This is a genomic window from Pseudomonas sp. IT-P260 (assembly GCF_949768395.1).
In the GTDB taxonomy this organism is placed as follows: Bacteria; Pseudomonadota; Gammaproteobacteria; order Pseudomonadales; family Pseudomonadaceae; genus Aquipseudomonas; species Aquipseudomonas parakoreensis.
On sequence record NZ_CATKPO010000041.1, the window covers coordinates 256,484 to 273,994 of the forward strand.

Annotated in this window: 15 protein-coding genes; all 15 read right to left on the bottom strand. The window is 59.3% G+C overall.

Features of this window, described 5'->3' with window-relative positions:
- Positions 1 to 85 precede the first annotated feature (85 nt).
- The 15 genes from dnaE to tsf all read right to left on the bottom strand — a co-directional run bounded on the left by dnaE (position 86) and on the right by tsf (position 17,387).
- On the bottom strand, positions 86 to 3,607 hold the full coding sequence (dnaE, locus tag ACM6HV_RS22375) for a DNA polymerase III subunit alpha (RefSeq protein ID WP_086792161.1): 3,522 nt from the start codon (positions 3,605 to 3,607) through the stop codon (positions 86 to 88).
- A 76-nt stretch (positions 3,608 to 3,683) separates the two neighbouring features.
- Entirely contained in the window at positions 3,684 to 4,310 is a 627-nt protein-coding gene (gene rnhB / locus ACM6HV_RS22380) for a ribonuclease HII (protein WP_025110878.1), read from the bottom strand.
- Between the two features lie 8 nt (positions 4,311 to 4,318).
- Positions 4,319 to 5,449 carry a lipid-A-disaccharide synthase gene (gene lpxB, locus ACM6HV_RS22385; RefSeq protein WP_414905318.1) on the bottom strand — a complete coding sequence of 377 codons (1,131 nt, stop codon included), beginning with the start codon at positions 5,447 to 5,449 and terminating at the stop codon, positions 4,319 to 4,321.
- A 2-nt stretch (positions 5,450 to 5,451) separates the two neighbouring features.
- Positions 5,452 to 6,228, bottom strand: a complete 777-nt coding sequence (gene lpxA / locus ACM6HV_RS22390) for an acyl-ACP--UDP-N-acetylglucosamine O-acyltransferase (protein WP_047291883.1) — start codon at positions 6,226 to 6,228, stop codon at positions 5,452 to 5,454.
- The gene (gene fabZ, locus ACM6HV_RS22395; protein ID WP_003222142.1) at positions 6,225 to 6,665 is read right to left on the bottom strand and encodes a 3-hydroxyacyl-ACP dehydratase FabZ; all 441 of its coding nucleotides are present in this window, start codon (positions 6,663 to 6,665) and stop codon (positions 6,225 to 6,227) included. The genes lpxA and fabZ overlap by 4 nt, the downstream gene beginning before the upstream one ends.
- Before the next feature lie 106 nt (positions 6,666 to 6,771).
- Entirely contained in the window at positions 6,772 to 7,827 is a 1,056-nt protein-coding gene (lpxD, locus tag ACM6HV_RS22400; protein WP_041072330.1) for a UDP-3-O-(3-hydroxymyristoyl)glucosamine N-acyltransferase, read from the bottom strand.
- Between the two features lie 3 nt (positions 7,828 to 7,830).
- Complete coding sequence (locus tag ACM6HV_RS22405; RefSeq protein ID WP_003222140.1) at positions 7,831 to 8,334, bottom strand: OmpH family outer membrane protein; 504 nt, start codon at positions 8,332 to 8,334, stop codon at positions 7,831 to 7,833.
- A 45-nt stretch (positions 8,335 to 8,379) separates the two neighbouring features.
- Positions 8,380 to 10,770 carry an outer membrane protein assembly factor BamA gene (gene bamA, locus ACM6HV_RS22410; RefSeq protein WP_041072332.1) on the bottom strand — a complete coding sequence of 797 codons (2,391 nt, stop codon included), beginning with the start codon at positions 10,768 to 10,770 and terminating at the stop codon, positions 8,380 to 8,382.
- A gap of 74 nt (positions 10,771 to 10,844) precedes the next feature.
- Positions 10,845 to 12,197, bottom strand: coding sequence for a sigma E protease regulator RseP (rseP, locus tag ACM6HV_RS22415; RefSeq protein WP_414905319.1), 1,353 nt, complete (start codon positions 12,195 to 12,197; stop codon positions 10,845 to 10,847).
- Positions 12,198 to 12,251: 54 nt separating this feature from the next.
- On the bottom strand, positions 12,252 to 13,442 hold the full coding sequence (gene ispC / locus ACM6HV_RS22420; protein WP_145597660.1) for a 1-deoxy-D-xylulose-5-phosphate reductoisomerase: 1,191 nt from the start codon (positions 13,440 to 13,442) through the stop codon (positions 12,252 to 12,254).
- On the bottom strand, positions 13,439 to 14,245 hold the full coding sequence (locus tag ACM6HV_RS22425; RefSeq protein WP_095667395.1) for a phosphatidate cytidylyltransferase: 807 nt from the start codon (positions 14,243 to 14,245) through the stop codon (positions 13,439 to 13,441). The genes ispC and ACM6HV_RS22425 overlap by 4 nt, the downstream gene beginning before the upstream one ends.
- On the bottom strand, positions 14,245 to 15,000 hold the full coding sequence (uppS, locus tag ACM6HV_RS22430) for a polyprenyl diphosphate synthase (protein WP_041072340.1): 756 nt from the start codon (positions 14,998 to 15,000) through the stop codon (positions 14,245 to 14,247). The genes ACM6HV_RS22425 and uppS overlap by 1 nt, the downstream gene beginning before the upstream one ends.
- Before the next feature lie 13 nt (positions 15,001 to 15,013).
- Positions 15,014 to 15,571, bottom strand: coding sequence for a ribosome recycling factor (gene frr / locus ACM6HV_RS22435; protein WP_008019552.1), 558 nt, complete (start codon positions 15,569 to 15,571; stop codon positions 15,014 to 15,016).
- Positions 15,568 to 16,311 carry a UMP kinase gene (pyrH, locus tag ACM6HV_RS22440; protein ID WP_011332683.1) on the bottom strand — a complete coding sequence of 248 codons (744 nt, stop codon included), beginning with the start codon at positions 16,309 to 16,311 and terminating at the stop codon, positions 15,568 to 15,570. Before pyrH ends, frr begins: the two co-directional genes overlap by 4 nt.
- A gap of 212 nt (positions 16,312 to 16,523) precedes the next feature.
- A complete protein-coding gene (gene tsf, locus ACM6HV_RS22445) occupies positions 16,524 to 17,387 on the bottom strand; it encodes a translation elongation factor Ts (RefSeq protein ID WP_025110889.1) in 864 nt (287 codons plus the stop codon).
- Between the last annotated feature and the right edge of the window lie 124 nt (positions 17,388 to 17,511).

Sequence of the window (17,511 nt, forward strand, 5' to 3'; positions counted from 1 at the left end):
TCGCGCCCTACCTTAAGGGAGAGGCGCGCTGAGGTCGAGATTAAAAATTCAGGTTGTGGGCAAGCGCAATGATGGCACTTGCCGGTCAACGGTATTGGAGGAAGACGTTGTCTCGCCCGAACTGGTCACGCAGGGCTTGAATCAACGCATCTGCAGGGTCGATTCGCCACGTCTCGCCGAACTGCAGCAAGGTCTTCGCATCGGGACTGGTGTACTCCATGGTGATCGGGCACGCCCCGCGGTGACGCTTGAGCAGTTCACCCAACCAGCGTAGCTGATCGCCTTTCAAATCCTGAGTGTGCAGTTTCAGGCGCAGGCTTTCGGCCAGATTGGTCCGTGCATCCTCCATGCTCATCACCCGCTTGACCCGCAGGCGCAGGCCGCCGGAGAAATCGTCGTTGCTGACTTCGCCTTCGACCACCACCATCGCGTCGGTCTGCAACAGCGACTGCGCAGAATGGAACGCATCGGCAAACAGCGACGCCTCGATCCGTCCCGAGCGGTCATCGAGGGTGATGAAGCCCATCTTGTCGCCCTTTTTGTTCTTCATCACGCGCAGGGCAATGATCATCCCGGCCACGGTTTGCGTGTCGCGTGCCGGTTTCAGGTCGATGATGCGCTGACGGGCGAAGCGGCGAATCTCGCCTTCATATTCGTCGATCGGGTGACCGGTGAGGTACAGGCCCAGGGTGTCTTTCTCACCCTTGAGGCGTTCCTTGAGGGTCAGCTCCTTGGCCTTGCGGTGCGTTGCATAGACGTCGGCATCTTCCTCGACGAACAGCCCGCCGAACAGGTCGGCATGGCCGCTGTCGCGGGTGCGCGCTGTCTGTTCGGCCGACTTGATTGCCTCTTCCATCGCCGCCAGCAGCACGGCGCGGTTGCGGTCGATGTTGGCCTGATAAGCCTTTTGTTCATCGTGGAAGTACGGGCCGAGGCGATCCAGCGCGCCGCTGCGGATCAGACCGTCCAGCGTGCGTTTGTTGATGCGCTTGAGGTCAACCCGGGCGCAGAAGTCGAACAGATCCTTGAACGGACCGGCCTGACGGGCCTCGGTGATCGCTTCCACCGGGCCTTCACCGACGCCTTTGATCGCGCCCAGGCCGTATACGATGCGGCCTTCGTCGTTCACCGTGAACTTGAACTCCGAAGTGTTCACGTCCGGCGCGTCGAGGCGCAGCTTCATCGTGCGCACTTCCTCGATCAAGGTCACGACCTTGTCGGTGTTGTGCATATCCGCCGAAAGCACCGCCGCCATGAACGGCGCCGGGTAATGAGCTTTCAGCCAAGCGGTCTGGTATGACACCAGGCCGTAAGCGGCGGAGTGGGACTTGTTGAAGCCGTAACCGGCGAATTTCTCCACCAGGTCAAAAATGTTACCGGCAAGATCCGCATCGATATTGTTCGACGCACAACCTTCAATGAAACCGCCGCGCTGCTTGGCCATTTCCTCGGGTTTCTTCTTACCCATCGCCCGACGCAGCATGTCCGCACCACCGAGGGTGTAACCGGCCATGACCTGGGCGATCTGCATCACCTGTTCCTGATACAGGATGATGCCGTACGTCGGCGCCAGTACCGGCTGCAAACCTTCGTACTGGTAATCCGGGTGCGGATAAGCAAGTTCTGCACGACCGTGCTTACGGTTGATGAAGTCATCCACCATGCCGGACTGCAACGGGCCCGGACGGAACAGGGCCACCAGTGCGATCAAGTCTTCGAGACAGTCAGGCTTGAGCTTTTTGATCAGCTCTTTCATGCCTCGGGATTCGAGCTGGAACACCGCGGTGGTTTCAGCTTTTTGCAACAGCTGATAAGTCGGTTTGTCATCCAGCGGGATGAACGCGATGTCCAGCGGCGGCTCGTTGACCTTGGCGCGGTCGCGGTTGATGGTTTTCAGCGCCCAGTCGATGATCGTCAGGGTCCGCAAGCCGAGGAAGTCGAACTTCACCAGACCGGCCGCCTCGACGTCGTCCTTGTCGAACTGGGTCACCAGGCCATCGCCGGCCTCGTCGCAATAGATCGGCGAGAAATCGGTCAGCTTGGTCGGGGCGATTACCACACCACCGGCGTGTTTGCCGACGTTACGCACCACGCCCTCGAGCTTGCGCGCCATCTCCCAGATTTCCGCCGCTTCCTCATCGACCTTGATGAAGTCGCGCAGGATCTCTTCCTGCTCGTAGGCTTTTTCCAGGGTCATGCCGACTTCGAACGGAATCATCTTCGACAGACGATCCGCCAGGCCGAATGACTTGCCCTGGGCTCGCGCCACGTCGCGCACCACCGCCTTGGCGGCCATGGAACCGAAGGTGATGATCTGGCTTACCGCGTTGCGACCGTATTTCTCGGCCACGTAGTCGATCACCCGGTCACGACCGTCCATGCAGAAGTCGACGTCGAAGTCGGGCATCGAGACCCGCTCCGGGTTAAGGAAACGTTCGAACAGCAGATCGTATTCCAGCGGGTCGAGGTCGGTGATCTTCTGCACATAGGCCACCAGCGATCCGGCACCCGACCCACGGCCCGGGCCCACCGGCACGCCGTTGTTCTTGGCCCACTGGATAAAGTCCATCACGATCAGGAAGTAACCGGGGAAGCCCATCTGGATGATGATATCCAGCTCGAAATTCAGCCGGTCGACGTAGACCTGACGCTTGGCCTCATAGTCTTCGGTGGTGTCCTTGGGCAGCAATACGCTGAGGCGGTCCTCCAGACCGTCGAACGACACCTTGCGGAAGTATTCGTCGATGGTCATGCCATCAGGAATCGGGTAGTCAGGCAGGAAGTGCTTGCCCAGCTTCACGTCGATGTTGCAGCGCTTGGCGATCTCGACGGTGTTTTCGATCGCGTCGGGAATGTCGCTGAACAGCTCGGCCATTTCCTCGGCGCTTTTGAGGTATTGCTGGTCGCTGTAATTCTTCGAGCGCCGCGGATCGTCGAGGGCGCGGCCCTCACCGATGCACACGCGGGTTTCGTGGGCAGCAAAGTCTTCCTGCTTGATGAAGCGCACATCGTTGGTCGCCACCAGCGGCGCGCCGAGCTTGTCGGCCAAGGCCACGGCGCCGTGCAATTGCTCTTCGTCGTTGGGGCGATTGGTGCGCTGGATTTCCAGATAGAAACGGTCAGGGAACACCGCCATCCACTCGCGCGCCAAAGTCTCGGCTTCGGCCGGGTTACCGCCAATCATGGCCATGCCGATCTCGCCTTCCTTCGCGGCGGACAGCATGATCAGGCCTTCGTTGGCCTCGGCGACCCATTCGCGCTCGATGATGATCATGCCGTTACGCTGGCCGTCGATGAAGCCGCGCGAGATCAGCTCGGTGAGATTGCGATAACCCTTGGCGTTCATCACCAACAGACTGATCCGGCTCAATGGCCCGTCCGGATCCTTGTTCGACAGCCACAGGTCGGCGCCGCAGATCGGCTTGATGCCGGCGCCCATGGCGTTTTTATAGAATTTGACCAGGGAACACATGTTGTTCTGATCGGTGACCGCCACGGCCGGCATGTTCATGCCGGTCAGCGCCTTGACCAGTGGCTTGATCCGCACCAGCCCGTCGACCAGGGAGTATTCAGTGTGCAGGCGTAGATGAACGAATGAAGCCGGCATAGTGATCCTGTCCAGTTACATAGAGACAACAAGGCCCGGATTGTACCGGGCCTCGAACAAAACATCAGCCTTGCGCCTAAACCTGCGTCAGACCTTCCAGCGCCTCGTAAGCCTGTCGCACCGGGGCGAACGAGCGCCGGTGAATCGGTGTCGGGCCCAGCCGTGCCAACGCTTCCAGATGAACGGGCGTCGGATAGCCTTTATGGCCGCCGATGCCGTACCCCGGGTAGATCAATTCGAATGCCGCCATTTCCCGGTCGCGGCTGACTTTGGCCAGAATCGACGCGGCAGCGATGGCCGGCACCTTGCCGTCGCCCTGCACCACCGCTTCGGCGCGCATCGGCAGTTTCGGGCAGCGGTTACCGTCGATCATCGCCAGTTTCGGCTGCACATGCAGTCCGGCCACCGCGCGCTGCATGGCAAGCATGGTCGCGTGCAGGATGTTCAGCTCGTCGATTTCCTCGACTTCGGCGCGGGCGATGCACCAGCTCAGGGATTTCTCGATGATCTCGTCGTAAAGCTTCTCGCGCCGGGCTTCGGTGAGCTTCTTCGAGTCGTTGAGACCGAGGATCGGCCGGTTTGGATCGAGGATCACCGCCGCCGTCACCACCGCGCCGCACAACGGGCCGCGACCGACTTCGTCGACACCGGCCACCAGTTCTTCGACTTCGGCGACCAATGTGAAATCCAGGCCCATTTGCATCGTCTTGCTCATTGTTTCCGACCGATCAGGTTAAGGACGGCATCCGCCGCCTGATTGGAAGCGTCCCGCCGCAACGTGCGGTGGATCTCGTCGAAGCCTCGGGTCTGCTCTTCGCCGCCGTCGATCAATGGCAACAAGGTCTGCGCCAACGCCTCGACTGTCGCATCATCCTGCAACAGTTCCGGCACCAAGAGCCGTTGGGCCAGCAGGTTCGGCAGCGACACGTACGGGCTCTTGACCATGCGCTTGAGAATCCAGAAGGTCAGCGGCGCCAGGCGATACGCAACGACCATTGGCCGCTTGTACAGCAACGCCTCAAGCGTCGCCGTGCCCGAAGCGATCAGCACCGCGTTGCACGCCGCCAGGGCCAGGTGCGATTTGCCATCGAGCAGGGTGACCGGCAAGTCGCGACCAACCAGCAGCTCTTCGAGCTGAGCGCGACGCTCGGCATTGGCGCACGGGATGACGAAACGCAGCCCCGGGCGCATGGCCCGCAGACGCTCGGCCGTATCCAGGAACAGCGCACCGAGACGGCCGACTTCGCCACCACGACTGCCGGGCATCAACGCGACCAGCGGCCCGTCGGGCAAGCCGAGTTCGGCACGCGCTGCGGCGCGATCGGCCTGCAGCGGAATGGTATCGGCCAGTGTATGACCGACGAACCGCACCGGCACGCCCTGCTCTTCGTAGAATTTTGCTTCAAATGGCAACAGGGTGAGCATCAGATCGCAGCCTTCGCGAATCTTCAGCACACGCTTCTGACGCCATGCCCACACCGACGGGCTGACGTAGTGCACGGTCTTGATCCCGGCCTGACGCAGCTTGAGTTCGATATTGAGGTTGAAATCCGGGGCATCAATGCCGATGAACACGTCCGGCTTCTCGGCGATCAGCGTGGCGATCAGGTCCTTGCGGCGCTTGAGCAACTCGCGCAGCCGCCCGAGCACCTCCACGAGTCCCATGACCGAAAGGCGTTCCATGGGGAAATACGACGTCAGGCCTTCAGCCTGCATCAACGGACCGCCGACACCGATAAACTCGACTGCCGGATGCTGCGCCTTGAGGGCGCGCATCAAACCGGCGCCCAAAATATCCCCGGAAGCTTCGCCCGCCACCAGCGCAATACGCAGATTGGCCATGATCAGCGGGTGATGCCGCGAGTCGAGGACTGGATCGAATCACGGAACAGCGCGACTTCCGGGAATTGCGCAGCAGGTTCGACCAGTTCGGCCAGCGCTTGCTCCACGGTCAGCCCCTGGCGATACACCGTTTTATAGGCGCGGCGCAGCGCATGAATCGCGTCTTCACTGAAACCGCGGCGGCGCATGCCTTCGAAATTCATGCTGCGCGCTTCGGCGGGGTTGCCGAATACGGTGACGAACGCCGGAACGTCCTTGCCGATGGCAGTGCCCATCCCGGAGAAGCTGTGCGCGCCGATATGGCAATACTGATGAACCAGGGTGAACCCGGACAGGATCGCCCAGTCGTCAACGTGCACATGCCCGGCCAACGCGGTGTTGTTGACCAGAATGCAGTGGTTGCCGATGACGCTGTCATGCCCGATGTGGGCGTAGGCCATGATCAGGTTGTGATCGCCCAGCGTGGTTTCCGAACGGTCCTGCACGGTGCCACGGTGAATGGTTACGCCTTCGCGGATGACGTTGTGGTCACCGATCACCAGACGGGTTTCTTCACCTTTGTACTTCAGATCGGGCGTGTCTTCGCCTACCGAGGAAAACTGGTAGATGCGGTTGTGCTTGCCGATGCGGGTCGGGCCTTTGAGGACCACGTGCGGCCCGATCACAGTACCCTCGCCGATTTCCACACCTGCGCCGACGATCGACCACGGGCCGACTTCGACGCCGTCAGCCAGAACGGCCGACGGATCGATGATTGCACGAGGGTCAATCAAACTCATAGCTTGCGTTCCGCACAGATGATTTCCGCCGAGCAGACCGGCTTGCCGTCGACCGAGGCCTGGCATTCGAATTTCCAGATCTGACGCTTGCAACTGATGAACTTGGCTTCAAGGATCAACTGGTCGCCCGGCAGCACTGGCTGGCGGAAACGCAGTTTGTCGGAACCGACGAAATAGTAAAGGGTGCCGTCGGCCGGTTTTACGTCAAGCATTTTGAAACCGAGGATCCCGGCAGCCTGGGCCATCGCTTCGATGATCAGTACGCCCGGCATGATCGGGTGCGCCGGGAAGTGGCCGTTGAAGAATGGCTCATTGATGCTGACATTCTTGTAGGCGCGAATGCGCTTGCCTTCAGTGTCCAGTTCCACCACCCGGTCCACCAGCAGGAACGGGTAACGGTGAGGCAGGTATTCGCGAATCTCGTTGATGTCCATCATTTCGGGGGGAAGCCTATGTAAAGATTGGGAGCGCGACTGACGCGCACTCCTCTAGCAAATCAAGGAGGCAGTCTAGAGGCTGTGCACACTTGATATGGAAATGGTATCAGCCATCAGATGAAGCATTGCTGCCGGGGGTCACTTCCCCGACGCGCTTTTCCAGCTGCTTCAAACGTCGCGCGAGGTCATCGAGCTGACGGATACGGGCCGCGCTCTTGCGCCATTCGGCCGCCGGTTGCATGGCTGTGCCGGACGAATAGGCACCCGGCTCGGTAATCGAGTGGGTCACCATGGTCATCCCGGTCAGGAAAACGTTGTCGCAAATATCGATGTGCCCAACCAGGCCGACACCACCGGCGAGCATGCAATGCTTGCCGATTTTGGTGCTGCCGGAGATACCGACACACGCCGCCATGGCGGTGTGATCACCGACCTGGACGTTGTGCGCGATCTGGATCTGGTTGTCGAGCTTCACGCCGTTGCCAATCACGGTATCTGCCAGCGCACCACGGTCGATGGCGGTGTTCACGCCGATCTCGACATCGTCGCCGATGGTCACGCCGCCGATCTGGGCGATCTTCTGCCAGATACCTTTCTCGTTGGCAAAACCGAAACCTTCACCACCGAGCACGGCACCGGACTGGATCACTACGCGCTTGCCGATGCGCACGTCGTGGTACAGCGTCACCCGCGGAGCGAGCCAGCCGCCCTCACCGATTTCACTGCGGGCACCGATGACGCAATGGGCGCCCAACGTAACCTGCGCACCGATGCGCGCACCCGCCTCGATCACCACGAACGGGCCAATGCTGGCGCTTGGATCAACCACCGCATCCGGCGCAATCACCGCTGTGGGATGAACACCCGCAGTGGCTTTCGGTTTAGGATCGAACAGGTGCGAGATGCGTGCATAAGCCAGGTAAGGATCCGGCACCACCAGTGCGTGACCGGCAAAACCGTCGGCATCAGCCTCCTTGAGCAATAGCGCTGCCGCCTGGGAACTTGCCAGGTATTTGCGATATTGAGGATTTGCCAGAAAGCTCAACTGAGCTGGGCCAGCCTCCTGCAAGGTGGCTAGCCCAGTAATTTGCGTCTCGGGGTCGCCACGCAGGGTGGCGCCGAGGAACTCGGCCAACTGGCCGAGCTTGATAGTCACGGTCATGGGTTACTTCAGCTGATTCATGCGCTCGATAACCTGGCGCGTGATGTCGTACTGAGGTTTGACATCAATCACTGCGCCACGCTCGAACACCAGGTCAAAACCACCTTTCTTGATGACTTCTTCCACTGCGCTATCCAGTTTCGGCTTCAGCTGCTTGAGCATTTCGCGGTCGGCAACTGCCTTGGCTTCGTTCAGTTCCTTGGACTGGAACTGGAAGTCACGGGCCTTTTGCTTGAACTCAAGCTCCAGACGCTCACGCTCGCCCTGCTGCATCTTGTCGCCACCGGCCATCAGACGGTCCTGAATGCCTTTGGCGCTGCTTTCCAGCGTCTTGAGCTTGGTCAGTTGCGGACCGAACTTCTTCTCGGCGTCCACCGCGTATTTCTTGGCCGCATCGGACTCCAGCAATGCCATCTGATAGTTCAAAACGGCGATTTTCATGTCGGCGAACGCCGGGCCTGCCACCAGTACGGAGGCCAGGAGAACCAATTGAGTCAACTTACGCACGATGCACTCCTACAAAATCCATTGTCGTTATCTTGGGTCAGACGCTTAGAACGTCTGGCCGAGGGAGAATTGGAACACTTGAGTTTCAGCGTTATCCGGTTTCTTGACCGGCATCGCCAGAGCAAAACTCAGAGGACCCAGTGCGGTGACCCAGGTCACACCCACACCAACGGAACTGGCCATATTGCTCAGGCTGATGTCGTTGCACTGTGTGTCTGACGTGGAGCCTGCTGTCGCGTTTGTCGTCTTCTGGCACTTGGAATCGAATACGTTACCCACATCCCAGAATACCGAAGTCCGCAGGGAGCGCTGATCCTTCACGAATGGCAGCGGGAACAGAACCTCGGCACCACCCTGGATCAGCACGTTACCACCAAATGGCAACGGATCCTGGTCCGGGTCAGCGATGGTACCTACGTTACCGGTCTTGTCGAAACCACGACTCGGCGTACTACGAGGACCCAACGTGCTGTCCTTGAAACCGCGAACCGAGTTGAAACCACCAGCATAGTAGTTTTCATAGAACGGCAAGCCATCGGTCGAACCATAGCCGTCGCCATATCCCAGCTCGGTGTGCAGACGCAGGGTGTAGTTCTCGGTGATCGGCTGGAACAACTGACCACGGTAGTCGAGTTTGTAGAACGACAGGTCGCTGCCTGGAATCGTGGTTTCCAGTGTCAGGCTCTGGGAACGGCCACGGGTCGGCAATACACCCTTGTTCAGGGTCGATTCGGACCAGCCGGCCGACGCCTTGAAGTTCAGGTACTGATCGCCTTCCTTGTTCACGAAGTCGAAGATCTCGTCAACGGTGTACTGACCGGTCTTGATCTTGTCCTGCTGTGCGGACAGACCGAAGGTCAGACGCGAAGTCTCGCTGATCGGATAGCCAACGTTGACGCCGGCACCCAGGCTGTCTACCGCATAGCTGGCTACATCGATGTTGAGATCTTTGTAGTCGGTGGTGCGATAGAACGCGTTGTAACCCAGGCTCACGCCATCGGCGGTCCAGTAGGGGTCAACGTAGCCGAAGTTGTAGCGGCTCTGGTATTCGCTGCGAGTCAGGCCCACGCTCACACGGTTACCGGTACCCAGGAAGTTGTTCTGGGTGATCGAACCACCGAGGATCAGACCGGCGCTCTGGGCGAAACCGACGCTGGCGGTGATCGAACCGGAAGCTTGTTCTTCAACGGCGTAGTTCACGTCCACCTGGTCGTCGACACCCGGTACAGCCGGCGTCTCGACGTTCACTTCCTTGAAGAAGCCCAGACGTTCAAGACGGGTCTTGGACTGGTCGATCAGGTAGGTCGAAGCCCAGCCACCTTCCATCTGACGCATTTCACGACGCAGCACTTCGTCTTCGGACTTGGTGTTGCCACGGAAATTGATACGGTTGACATAGGCACGCTTGCCCGGATCAACGGCGAACAGGATGTCCACGGTGTGATCGTCGTCATGCGGCTGAGGAACGCCATTGACGTTGGCGAAGGTGTAGCCCTCGTTACCCAGGCGACGAGTAATCAGTTCGGAAGTGGTGGTCATCAGCTTGCGCGAGAACACCTGGCCTTTCTGCACCAGCAACAGCGACTTGACCTGGTCTTCAGGGACTTTCAGGTCACCGCTGAGCTTGACGTCACGTACGGTGTACTTCTCGCCTTCGGTGATGTTGACGGTGATGTAGACGTGCTTCTTGTCCGGGGTGATGGACACCTGGGTCGAAGCGATATCCATGTTGATGTAACCACGGTCCAGGTAGTAGGAACGCAGACGCTCCAGGTCACCGGACAGCTTTTCACGGGCGTACTTGTCATCGTTCTTGAAGAACGACAGCCAGTTGGTGGTTTTCAGCTCGAACAGGTCGATCAGGTCGTCATCAGGGAAGACCGTGTTACCGACCACGTTGATGTGCTGGATCGCGGCCACGGTGCCTTCGTTGATCTTCACTTTCAGCGCCACGCGGTTGCGCGGCTGCGAGACCACTTCGGTATCGACGGTCGCCGAGTAACGGCCCTGGGCAACGTACTGACGCTGCAACTCGTTACGGACACCTTCAAGGGTGGCGCGCTGGAAGATTTCACCTTCGGACAGACCGGACTGCTTCAGGCCTTTCATCAGGTCTTCGGTAGAGATCGCCTTGTTGCCCTCGATCTCGATACTGGCGACCGACGGACGTTCGACGACCGTGATCACCAGAACGTTGCCTTCGCGGCCCAGCTGGATATCTTGAAAGAAACCGGTTTTGAACAACGCACGAGTGGATTCCACCAGGCGACGATCATCCGCCTGCTCGCCGACGTTCAACGGCAAGGCACCAAAGACGCTACCCGCGGAGACCCGCTGGAGGCCATTGACGCGAATATCAGAGATAGTGAAGGACTCGGCGTGAACTTCGGCGATCATCAATACGGTGAGAACCGCAGTTAGCAGCAGACGTTTCATGAAGTCCTTTCTTATTCCAACTGGCAATAAACAAACTGCCGCAAAATGCGGCAGATTCGCAATTCAGCGAAGCTTTACAGTCGACCCAGATCATTGACCAGAGCAAGCAACATCACTCCGACCACCAAACTGATACCGATCTGCACCCCCCAACCTTGCACCCGATCCGACAAGGGGCGACCACGCACCCACTCAATCAGATAAAACAACAAATGCCCCCCATCCAGTACAGGAATGGGCAGCAAATTCAGAACCCCCAGGCTAATACTCAGATAAGCAAGGAAATTCAGGAAATCAGCAACGCCCGACTGGGCAGAAGCGCCCGCCACTTTAGCAATGGTTATCGGCCCACTCAAGTTTTTTACCGAGAGCTCGCCAAACAGCATTTTCTTCAACGAGTCCAGCGTCAGCACGCTCATGGTCCAGGTACGACGGGCACCCTCGCCAATCGCGGCCAACGGACCATAACTGACCTCGCGAATCATTTCCGGCGGCCAGTCCACGGCTTTTACGCCCGCCCCGAGATAACCGCTTGGCGACTTGCTTTCGCCGCGCGCCGCCAGGGTCACCGGGACGTCGATTTGAGCACCATTGCGCTCGACTTTCAGCATGATTTTGGTATCAGGACGCGTACGGACAGTGTCGACTACCTGCTGCCAGTCATTCAGCGCCTGTCCGTCGAGCGCCAGCAGGCGATCACCGGTTTTCAGACCGGCGGCTTGCGCCGGGCCTTTTGGATCGAGTTCAGCCAGTACTGGCGGCAAAGCCGGGCGCCACGGGCGAATACCCAGCGAGCGAATCGGATCGGGCTCGTCAGCACCTTTGAGCCAATGGTCCAGCGCCAGCTCACGCGGCGTGTCGACGGTCGAACCCTGCTCGCGCACGAGCAATTGCAGGGAGCCGCTTTCCCCGAGTCGACGCACCAGTTGCAAATTGACGGCAGCCCAACCGGACGTTGGCTCACCATCGATGGCGACGATTTCCTGACCGGCATTCAAACCAGCCTTGGCCGCGATGCTGCCAGACTCGACGGCACCGATCACCGGACGGATCTGCTCGCTGCCGAGCATGGCCAGCACCCAGAAAAACACCAGGGCCAGCAGGAAGTTGGCAATCGGTCCCGCCGCCACAATGGCGATGCGCTGGCGCACCGATTTACGATTGAAGGATTGATGAAGCTGATCGGCCGGGACTTCGCCTTCACGCTCATCGAGCATCTTGACGTAGCCGCCCAGCGGAATCGCGGCGACGACAAATTCAGTGCCCTGCTTGTCGTGCCAACGCAACAGGGGCATGCCGAAGCCCACGGAAAAACGCAGAACCTTGACGCCACAGCGACGCGCGACCCAGAAATGGCCGAACTCGTGAAAGGTGACCAGCACACCCAAAGCGATCAGGGTGCCGGCAATCATATAGAGCGCGCTCATCTACTTTCTCCGCAATCCTGTTCAGTGCCGCGTGACGCCATGGTACTGCAATGGCTATCGGTCGTGACGACTCAGCCACTGCCCGGCCAGAGCCCGCGCTTTCGCGTCTGCGGTAAACACCGCGTCCAGATCCTCCAGCGCAACCACGGGCTCGAGGTTCAGCACGTCCTCGATGATACTCGCGATTTCCAGATAACCCACCCGTCCGTCGAGAAACGCGGCGACCGCCACTTCGTTGGCCGCATTGAGCATCGCCGGCGCACTGTTACCCGCCTCGGCTGCCTGTCGCGCCAGGCGCAGGCAAGGAAAACGCTCTTCGTCGGGCGCCTCGAAGTCCAGGCGCGCAATGGCAAACAGATCCAAGGGCGCTACACCCGAGTCGATACGCTCAGGCCAGGCCAGTGCATTGGCAATCGGCGTGCGCATGTCGGGATTGCCCAACTGCGCCAATACCGAGCCATCCACATAGTCGACCAGCGAGTGAATCACACTCTGCGGATGAATCACCACCTCGACCTGCGACGGCTTGGCGTCGAACAGCCAGCAAGCCTCGATCAACTCCAGGCCCTTGTTCATCATGCTGGCCGAGTCCACCGAGATCTTGCGACCCATCGACCAGTTCGGGTGCGCACACGCCTGATCAGGCGAAACGTGCGCCAGCTCGCTCAACGGCGTCTGGCGGAAAGGCCCGCCCGAAGCCGTGAGCAGAATCCGTCGCACGCCGACTGTACTCAGGCCACGGGAAAAATCCTGCGGCATGCACTGGAAGATCGCGTTGTGCTCGCTGTCGATCGGCAGCAGCACCGAGCCGCTCTTGTGCACGGCCTGCATGAACAGCGCGCCGGACATCACCAGCGCCTCTTTATTGGCCAGCAGGATCTTCTTGCCAGCCTCCACCGCCGCCAGCGTCGGGCGCAGGCCCGCGGCACCGACGATAGCCGCCATCACGGCATCCACTTCAGGCGCGGAAGCGACCTGACACAGGCCCTCCTCCCCCACCAATACACGAGTGGACAGACCAGCAGCACGCAGATCGTCCTGCAAACCGCGCGCCGCCGCCGCTTCCGGCACGACTGCGAATTGCGGCACATGGCGCACGCACAAGGCCAGCAACTCGCTCAGGCGCGTGAAGCCGCTCAGGGCGAACACCTGATAGCGCTCAGGATGACGCGCGATGACGTCGAGGGTGCTCAGGCCAATCGAACCGGTAGCCCCCAGAACAGTGATCTGTTGAGGACGGCTCACGGTGCAGCCATCCACAGCAAGACAGCGAAAATCGGGATCGCAGCGGTCAGGCTGTCGATGCGATCAAGCACGCCGCCATGGCCTGGCAGCAGGTTGCTGCTGTCCTTGATGCCGGACTGGCGCTTGAACATGCTTTCGGTGAGGTCGCCCACCACCGAAATGAATACGATCAATGCCGCGCCGATCAGCCCTTTGAGCAGCTCAGCCACCGTCCAGTCGCGAACCAGACCGACGATCGCGGTGATCAACAGACTCAGCGCCAAGCCACCGTAAACGCCTTCCCAGCTTTTGCCCGGACTGACTTGCGGCGCCAGTTTGCGCTTGCCGAAAGCACGGCCGGAGAAATAAGCACCGATGTCGGCGCCCCAGACCAGCACCATCACCGCCATGATCAGCCAGTTGCCCAGCGGGTACTGTTTGATCTGCACCAGACCTTGCCAAGCCGGCAGCAGGATCAGCAAGCCGATCACCAGTTTGGTGGCCGCTGTGGACCAATGCTCGCTCGAGCGTGGATACGTCAGCACCAGGTAAGTCGCCACCGCCCACCACAATACCGAAGCGCCCAACACCCAAGGGGCAAGGCCCGGCAGGACGTACATGACGAACAGCATCAGTGCGACGACAGCGGCAAAGCCGACACGGAACGACTGCGCGGTAAAGCCAGCCAGACGCGCCCATTCCCAGGCACCCAGGCTCACGACCAGACCGATGAACAGCGCAAAACCGGAACCCTCGAGCAGGAAAAAACCGCACAGAGCGATCGGCAGCAGGATCAGCGCAGTGATGATTCGTTGTTTAAGCATTAAACCCGGGCTCCAGCTTCGACCTGTTCGCTCGTTTTACCGAAGCGACGCTGGCGCGAAGCGAAATCGGCCAGCGCAGTGCGCATGGCTTCGTGTTTGAAGTCCGGCCAGAACAGGTCGGAGAAGTACAACTCGGCGTAAGCCAGTTGCCACAGCAGGAAGTTGCTGATGCGGTGCTCGCCACCGGTGCGGATACACAAGTCCGGCAGCGGCAGATCGCCGGTCGCCAGACAGGTTTGCAACAGCTCCGGAGTGATGTCTTCCGGACGCAGATGCCCGGCCTGAACTTCACGCGCCAGACGCTGCGCAGCCTGGGCAATATCCCACTGACCGCCGTAGTTGGCGGCGATCTGCAGAATGAAGCGGTTGGCACCCGCGGTCATGGCCTCGGCCTCGCGCATCGCCGCCTGAAGCTCAGGATGGAAGCGCGAGCGATCACCGATGATGCGCAAGCTGATGTTGTTGTCGTTGAGGCGCTTGGCCTCACGACGCAGGGCCTTGAAGAACAGATCCATCAAGGCACTGACCTCATCGGCCGGGCGCTGCCAGTTTTCACTGGAAAAGGCGAACAGGGTGAGCACTTCGACCTTGGCCTCGGCGCACACCTCGATTACCGCCCGCACAGCATCCACGCCGGCTTTATGCCCGGCGACACCCGGCATAAAGCGTTTTTTCGCCCAGCGATTATTGCCATCCATGATGATCGCGACATGGCGCGGCACCGCGGACGGCGCAGACTGCTTGGTCTTTTCCATTGAAACGCGACCCTTATACGGCCATCAGGTCTTTTTCTTTCTCTGCCAGCTTCGCGTCGATTTCAGCCACGAACTTCTTGGTCAGATCGTCGATCTCGCCAGTCGCGCGACGCTCTTCGTCTTCACTGATCTCTTTTTCCTTGACCAGGTCCTTCAGCGAGCTGTTCGCGTCACGACGAATGTTGCGCACGGCAACACGCGCGTCTTCAGCAACGTCACGCGCTTGCTTGGTGAAGCCACGACGGGTTTCTTCGGTCAGGGCCGGCATGCTGATGAGCAGCAACTCGCCGAGGTTGGTCGGGTTCAGGTTCAGACCTGCACTGCCGATCGCCTTGTCGACGGCGCCCAGCATGTTGCGTTCGAACGCAACGACTTGCAGGGTACGGGCGTCTTTGACAGTGATGTTGGCCACTTGCTTGATCGGGGTGTCAGCGCCGTAGTACGGCACCATCACACCTTCCAGGATGCTTGGGTGCGCCTGACCGGTACGGATGCGACCGAAGTTGTGGGACAGCGATTCCACCGACTTCTGCATGCGCTCTTTGGCGTCTTTCTTGATTTCGTTGATCATTGTTGAACTTCCTCGATCAGGGTTCCTTCAGCGCCGCCATGTACGATGTTCAGCAGGGCGCCGGGCTTGTTCATGTTGAATACGCGCAGCGGCATCTTGTGATCGCGGCACAGGCAAATAGCTGTCAGATCCATCACACCCAGCTTGCGATCCAGCACTTCATCATATGTCAGATGATCGAACTTCTCGGCATGCGGATCCTTGAATGGGTCGGCAGTGTAGACGCCATCGACCTTGGTCGCTTTCAGCACGACGTCGGCATCGATTTCGATGGCTCGCAGGCAGGCTGCCGAATCCGTGGTAAAGAACGGATTACCGGTACCGGCCGCGAAAATTACCACGTCCTTGGAGTTCAGGTGGCGCATGGCTTTGCGGCGATCATAGTGATCGGTCACGCCAACCATGGAAATGGCCGACATCACGATGGCCGAGATATTGGCACGTTCCAGCGCGTCGCGCATGGCCAGGGCGTTCATCACAGTGGCCAGCATGCCCATGTGGTCGCCTGTCACCCGATCCATGCCGGCCTTGCTCAAGGCCTCGCCACGAAACAGGTTGCCACCGCCGATCACCAGACCGACCTGTACGCCGATGCCGACCAGCTGGCCGACTTCCAGCGCCATGCGATCCAGTACTTTTGGATCGATCCCGAACTCTTCCGAGCCCATCAGGGCCTCGCCGCTAAGCTTGAGTAGAATGCGTTTATAGCGAGCCTGATAACCACTGCCCTGCTGAGCCATTGCGAATCTCTCCTGCGGCGTATTTAAAAAATTCTGTGCAAGCTGTTTTACAGCTGCCGTTCACTCTAGCTTGGCGCTGCTTCAGCGCCATCGGAACCTGGCTTTGTAAGTCAGTTCCCAGTGGAAACCAATTAAAAATTGGCAACCCCATCTGAAAAGAGGCTGCGCGCGTAAGCGGGCAGCCTCTTTCGGGCGACAGTTGAAAAACCGTCTTATTGCTTGGCGGCAGCCAGCTGGGCAGCAACTTCTTCAGCGAAGTTGTCGACCGGCTTCTCGATGCCTTCGCCTACTTTGAAGTAGGTGAAGGAAACGATTTCTGCGCCGCCTTTCTTGGCCAGCTCGCCAACCTTGATTTCAGGGTTCTTGACGAACGCTTGCTCAACCAGGCTCGCCTCTGCCAGGAACTTGCTGATACGGCCTTTGACCATGTTCTCAACAATGTTTTCTGGCTTGCCTTTGATCTTCTCTTCGTTCAGCTGCAGGAACACAGCCTTTTCACGCTCGATCGCTTCAGCCGAAACCTGCGAAGGCAGCAGGAACTCAGGGTTGCTTGCAGCTACGTGCATCGCGATGTCTTTGGCCAGCTCGACGTCGCCGCCTTTCAGAGCCACAACAACACCGATCTTGTTGCCGTGCAGGTAGGAACCTACAACGTCACCTTCGATACGGGTCAGACGACGGATGTTGACGTTTTCGCCTACTTTGGCAACCAGCGCTTCGCGAGCGGCTTCTTGAGCAGCGATCAGCGGAGCAGCGTCGGTCAGCTTGTCAGCGAAGGCTTTTTCTACGCTGGCAGCAACAAAGTTTTTGAAGTCGTCTTGCAGAGCCAGGAAGTCGGTCTGCGAGTTCACTTCCAGGATAACGGCAGCTTTACCGTCGTCCTTGATTGCGATTGCGCCTTCAGCGGCAACGTTGCCAGCCTTTTTCGCAGCCTTGATCGCGCCCGAAGCACGCATGTCATCAATGGCTTTTTCGATGTCGCCGTCAGCCTTTTCCAGGGCTTTCTTGCAGTCCATCATGCCTTCGCCGGTACGCTCGCGCAGTTCTTTAACCAACGCTGCAGTAATTGCTGCCATTTTCAAATTCCTCTTGGATAGGTTTTCAACCATTCCACCCGATCGAACGGGCGTTCAATTCTTCCCGAAACACCTTGTAGCTGCTGCACGTTACAAATGCAGGAGGTGCGCTGCCACACGTGGG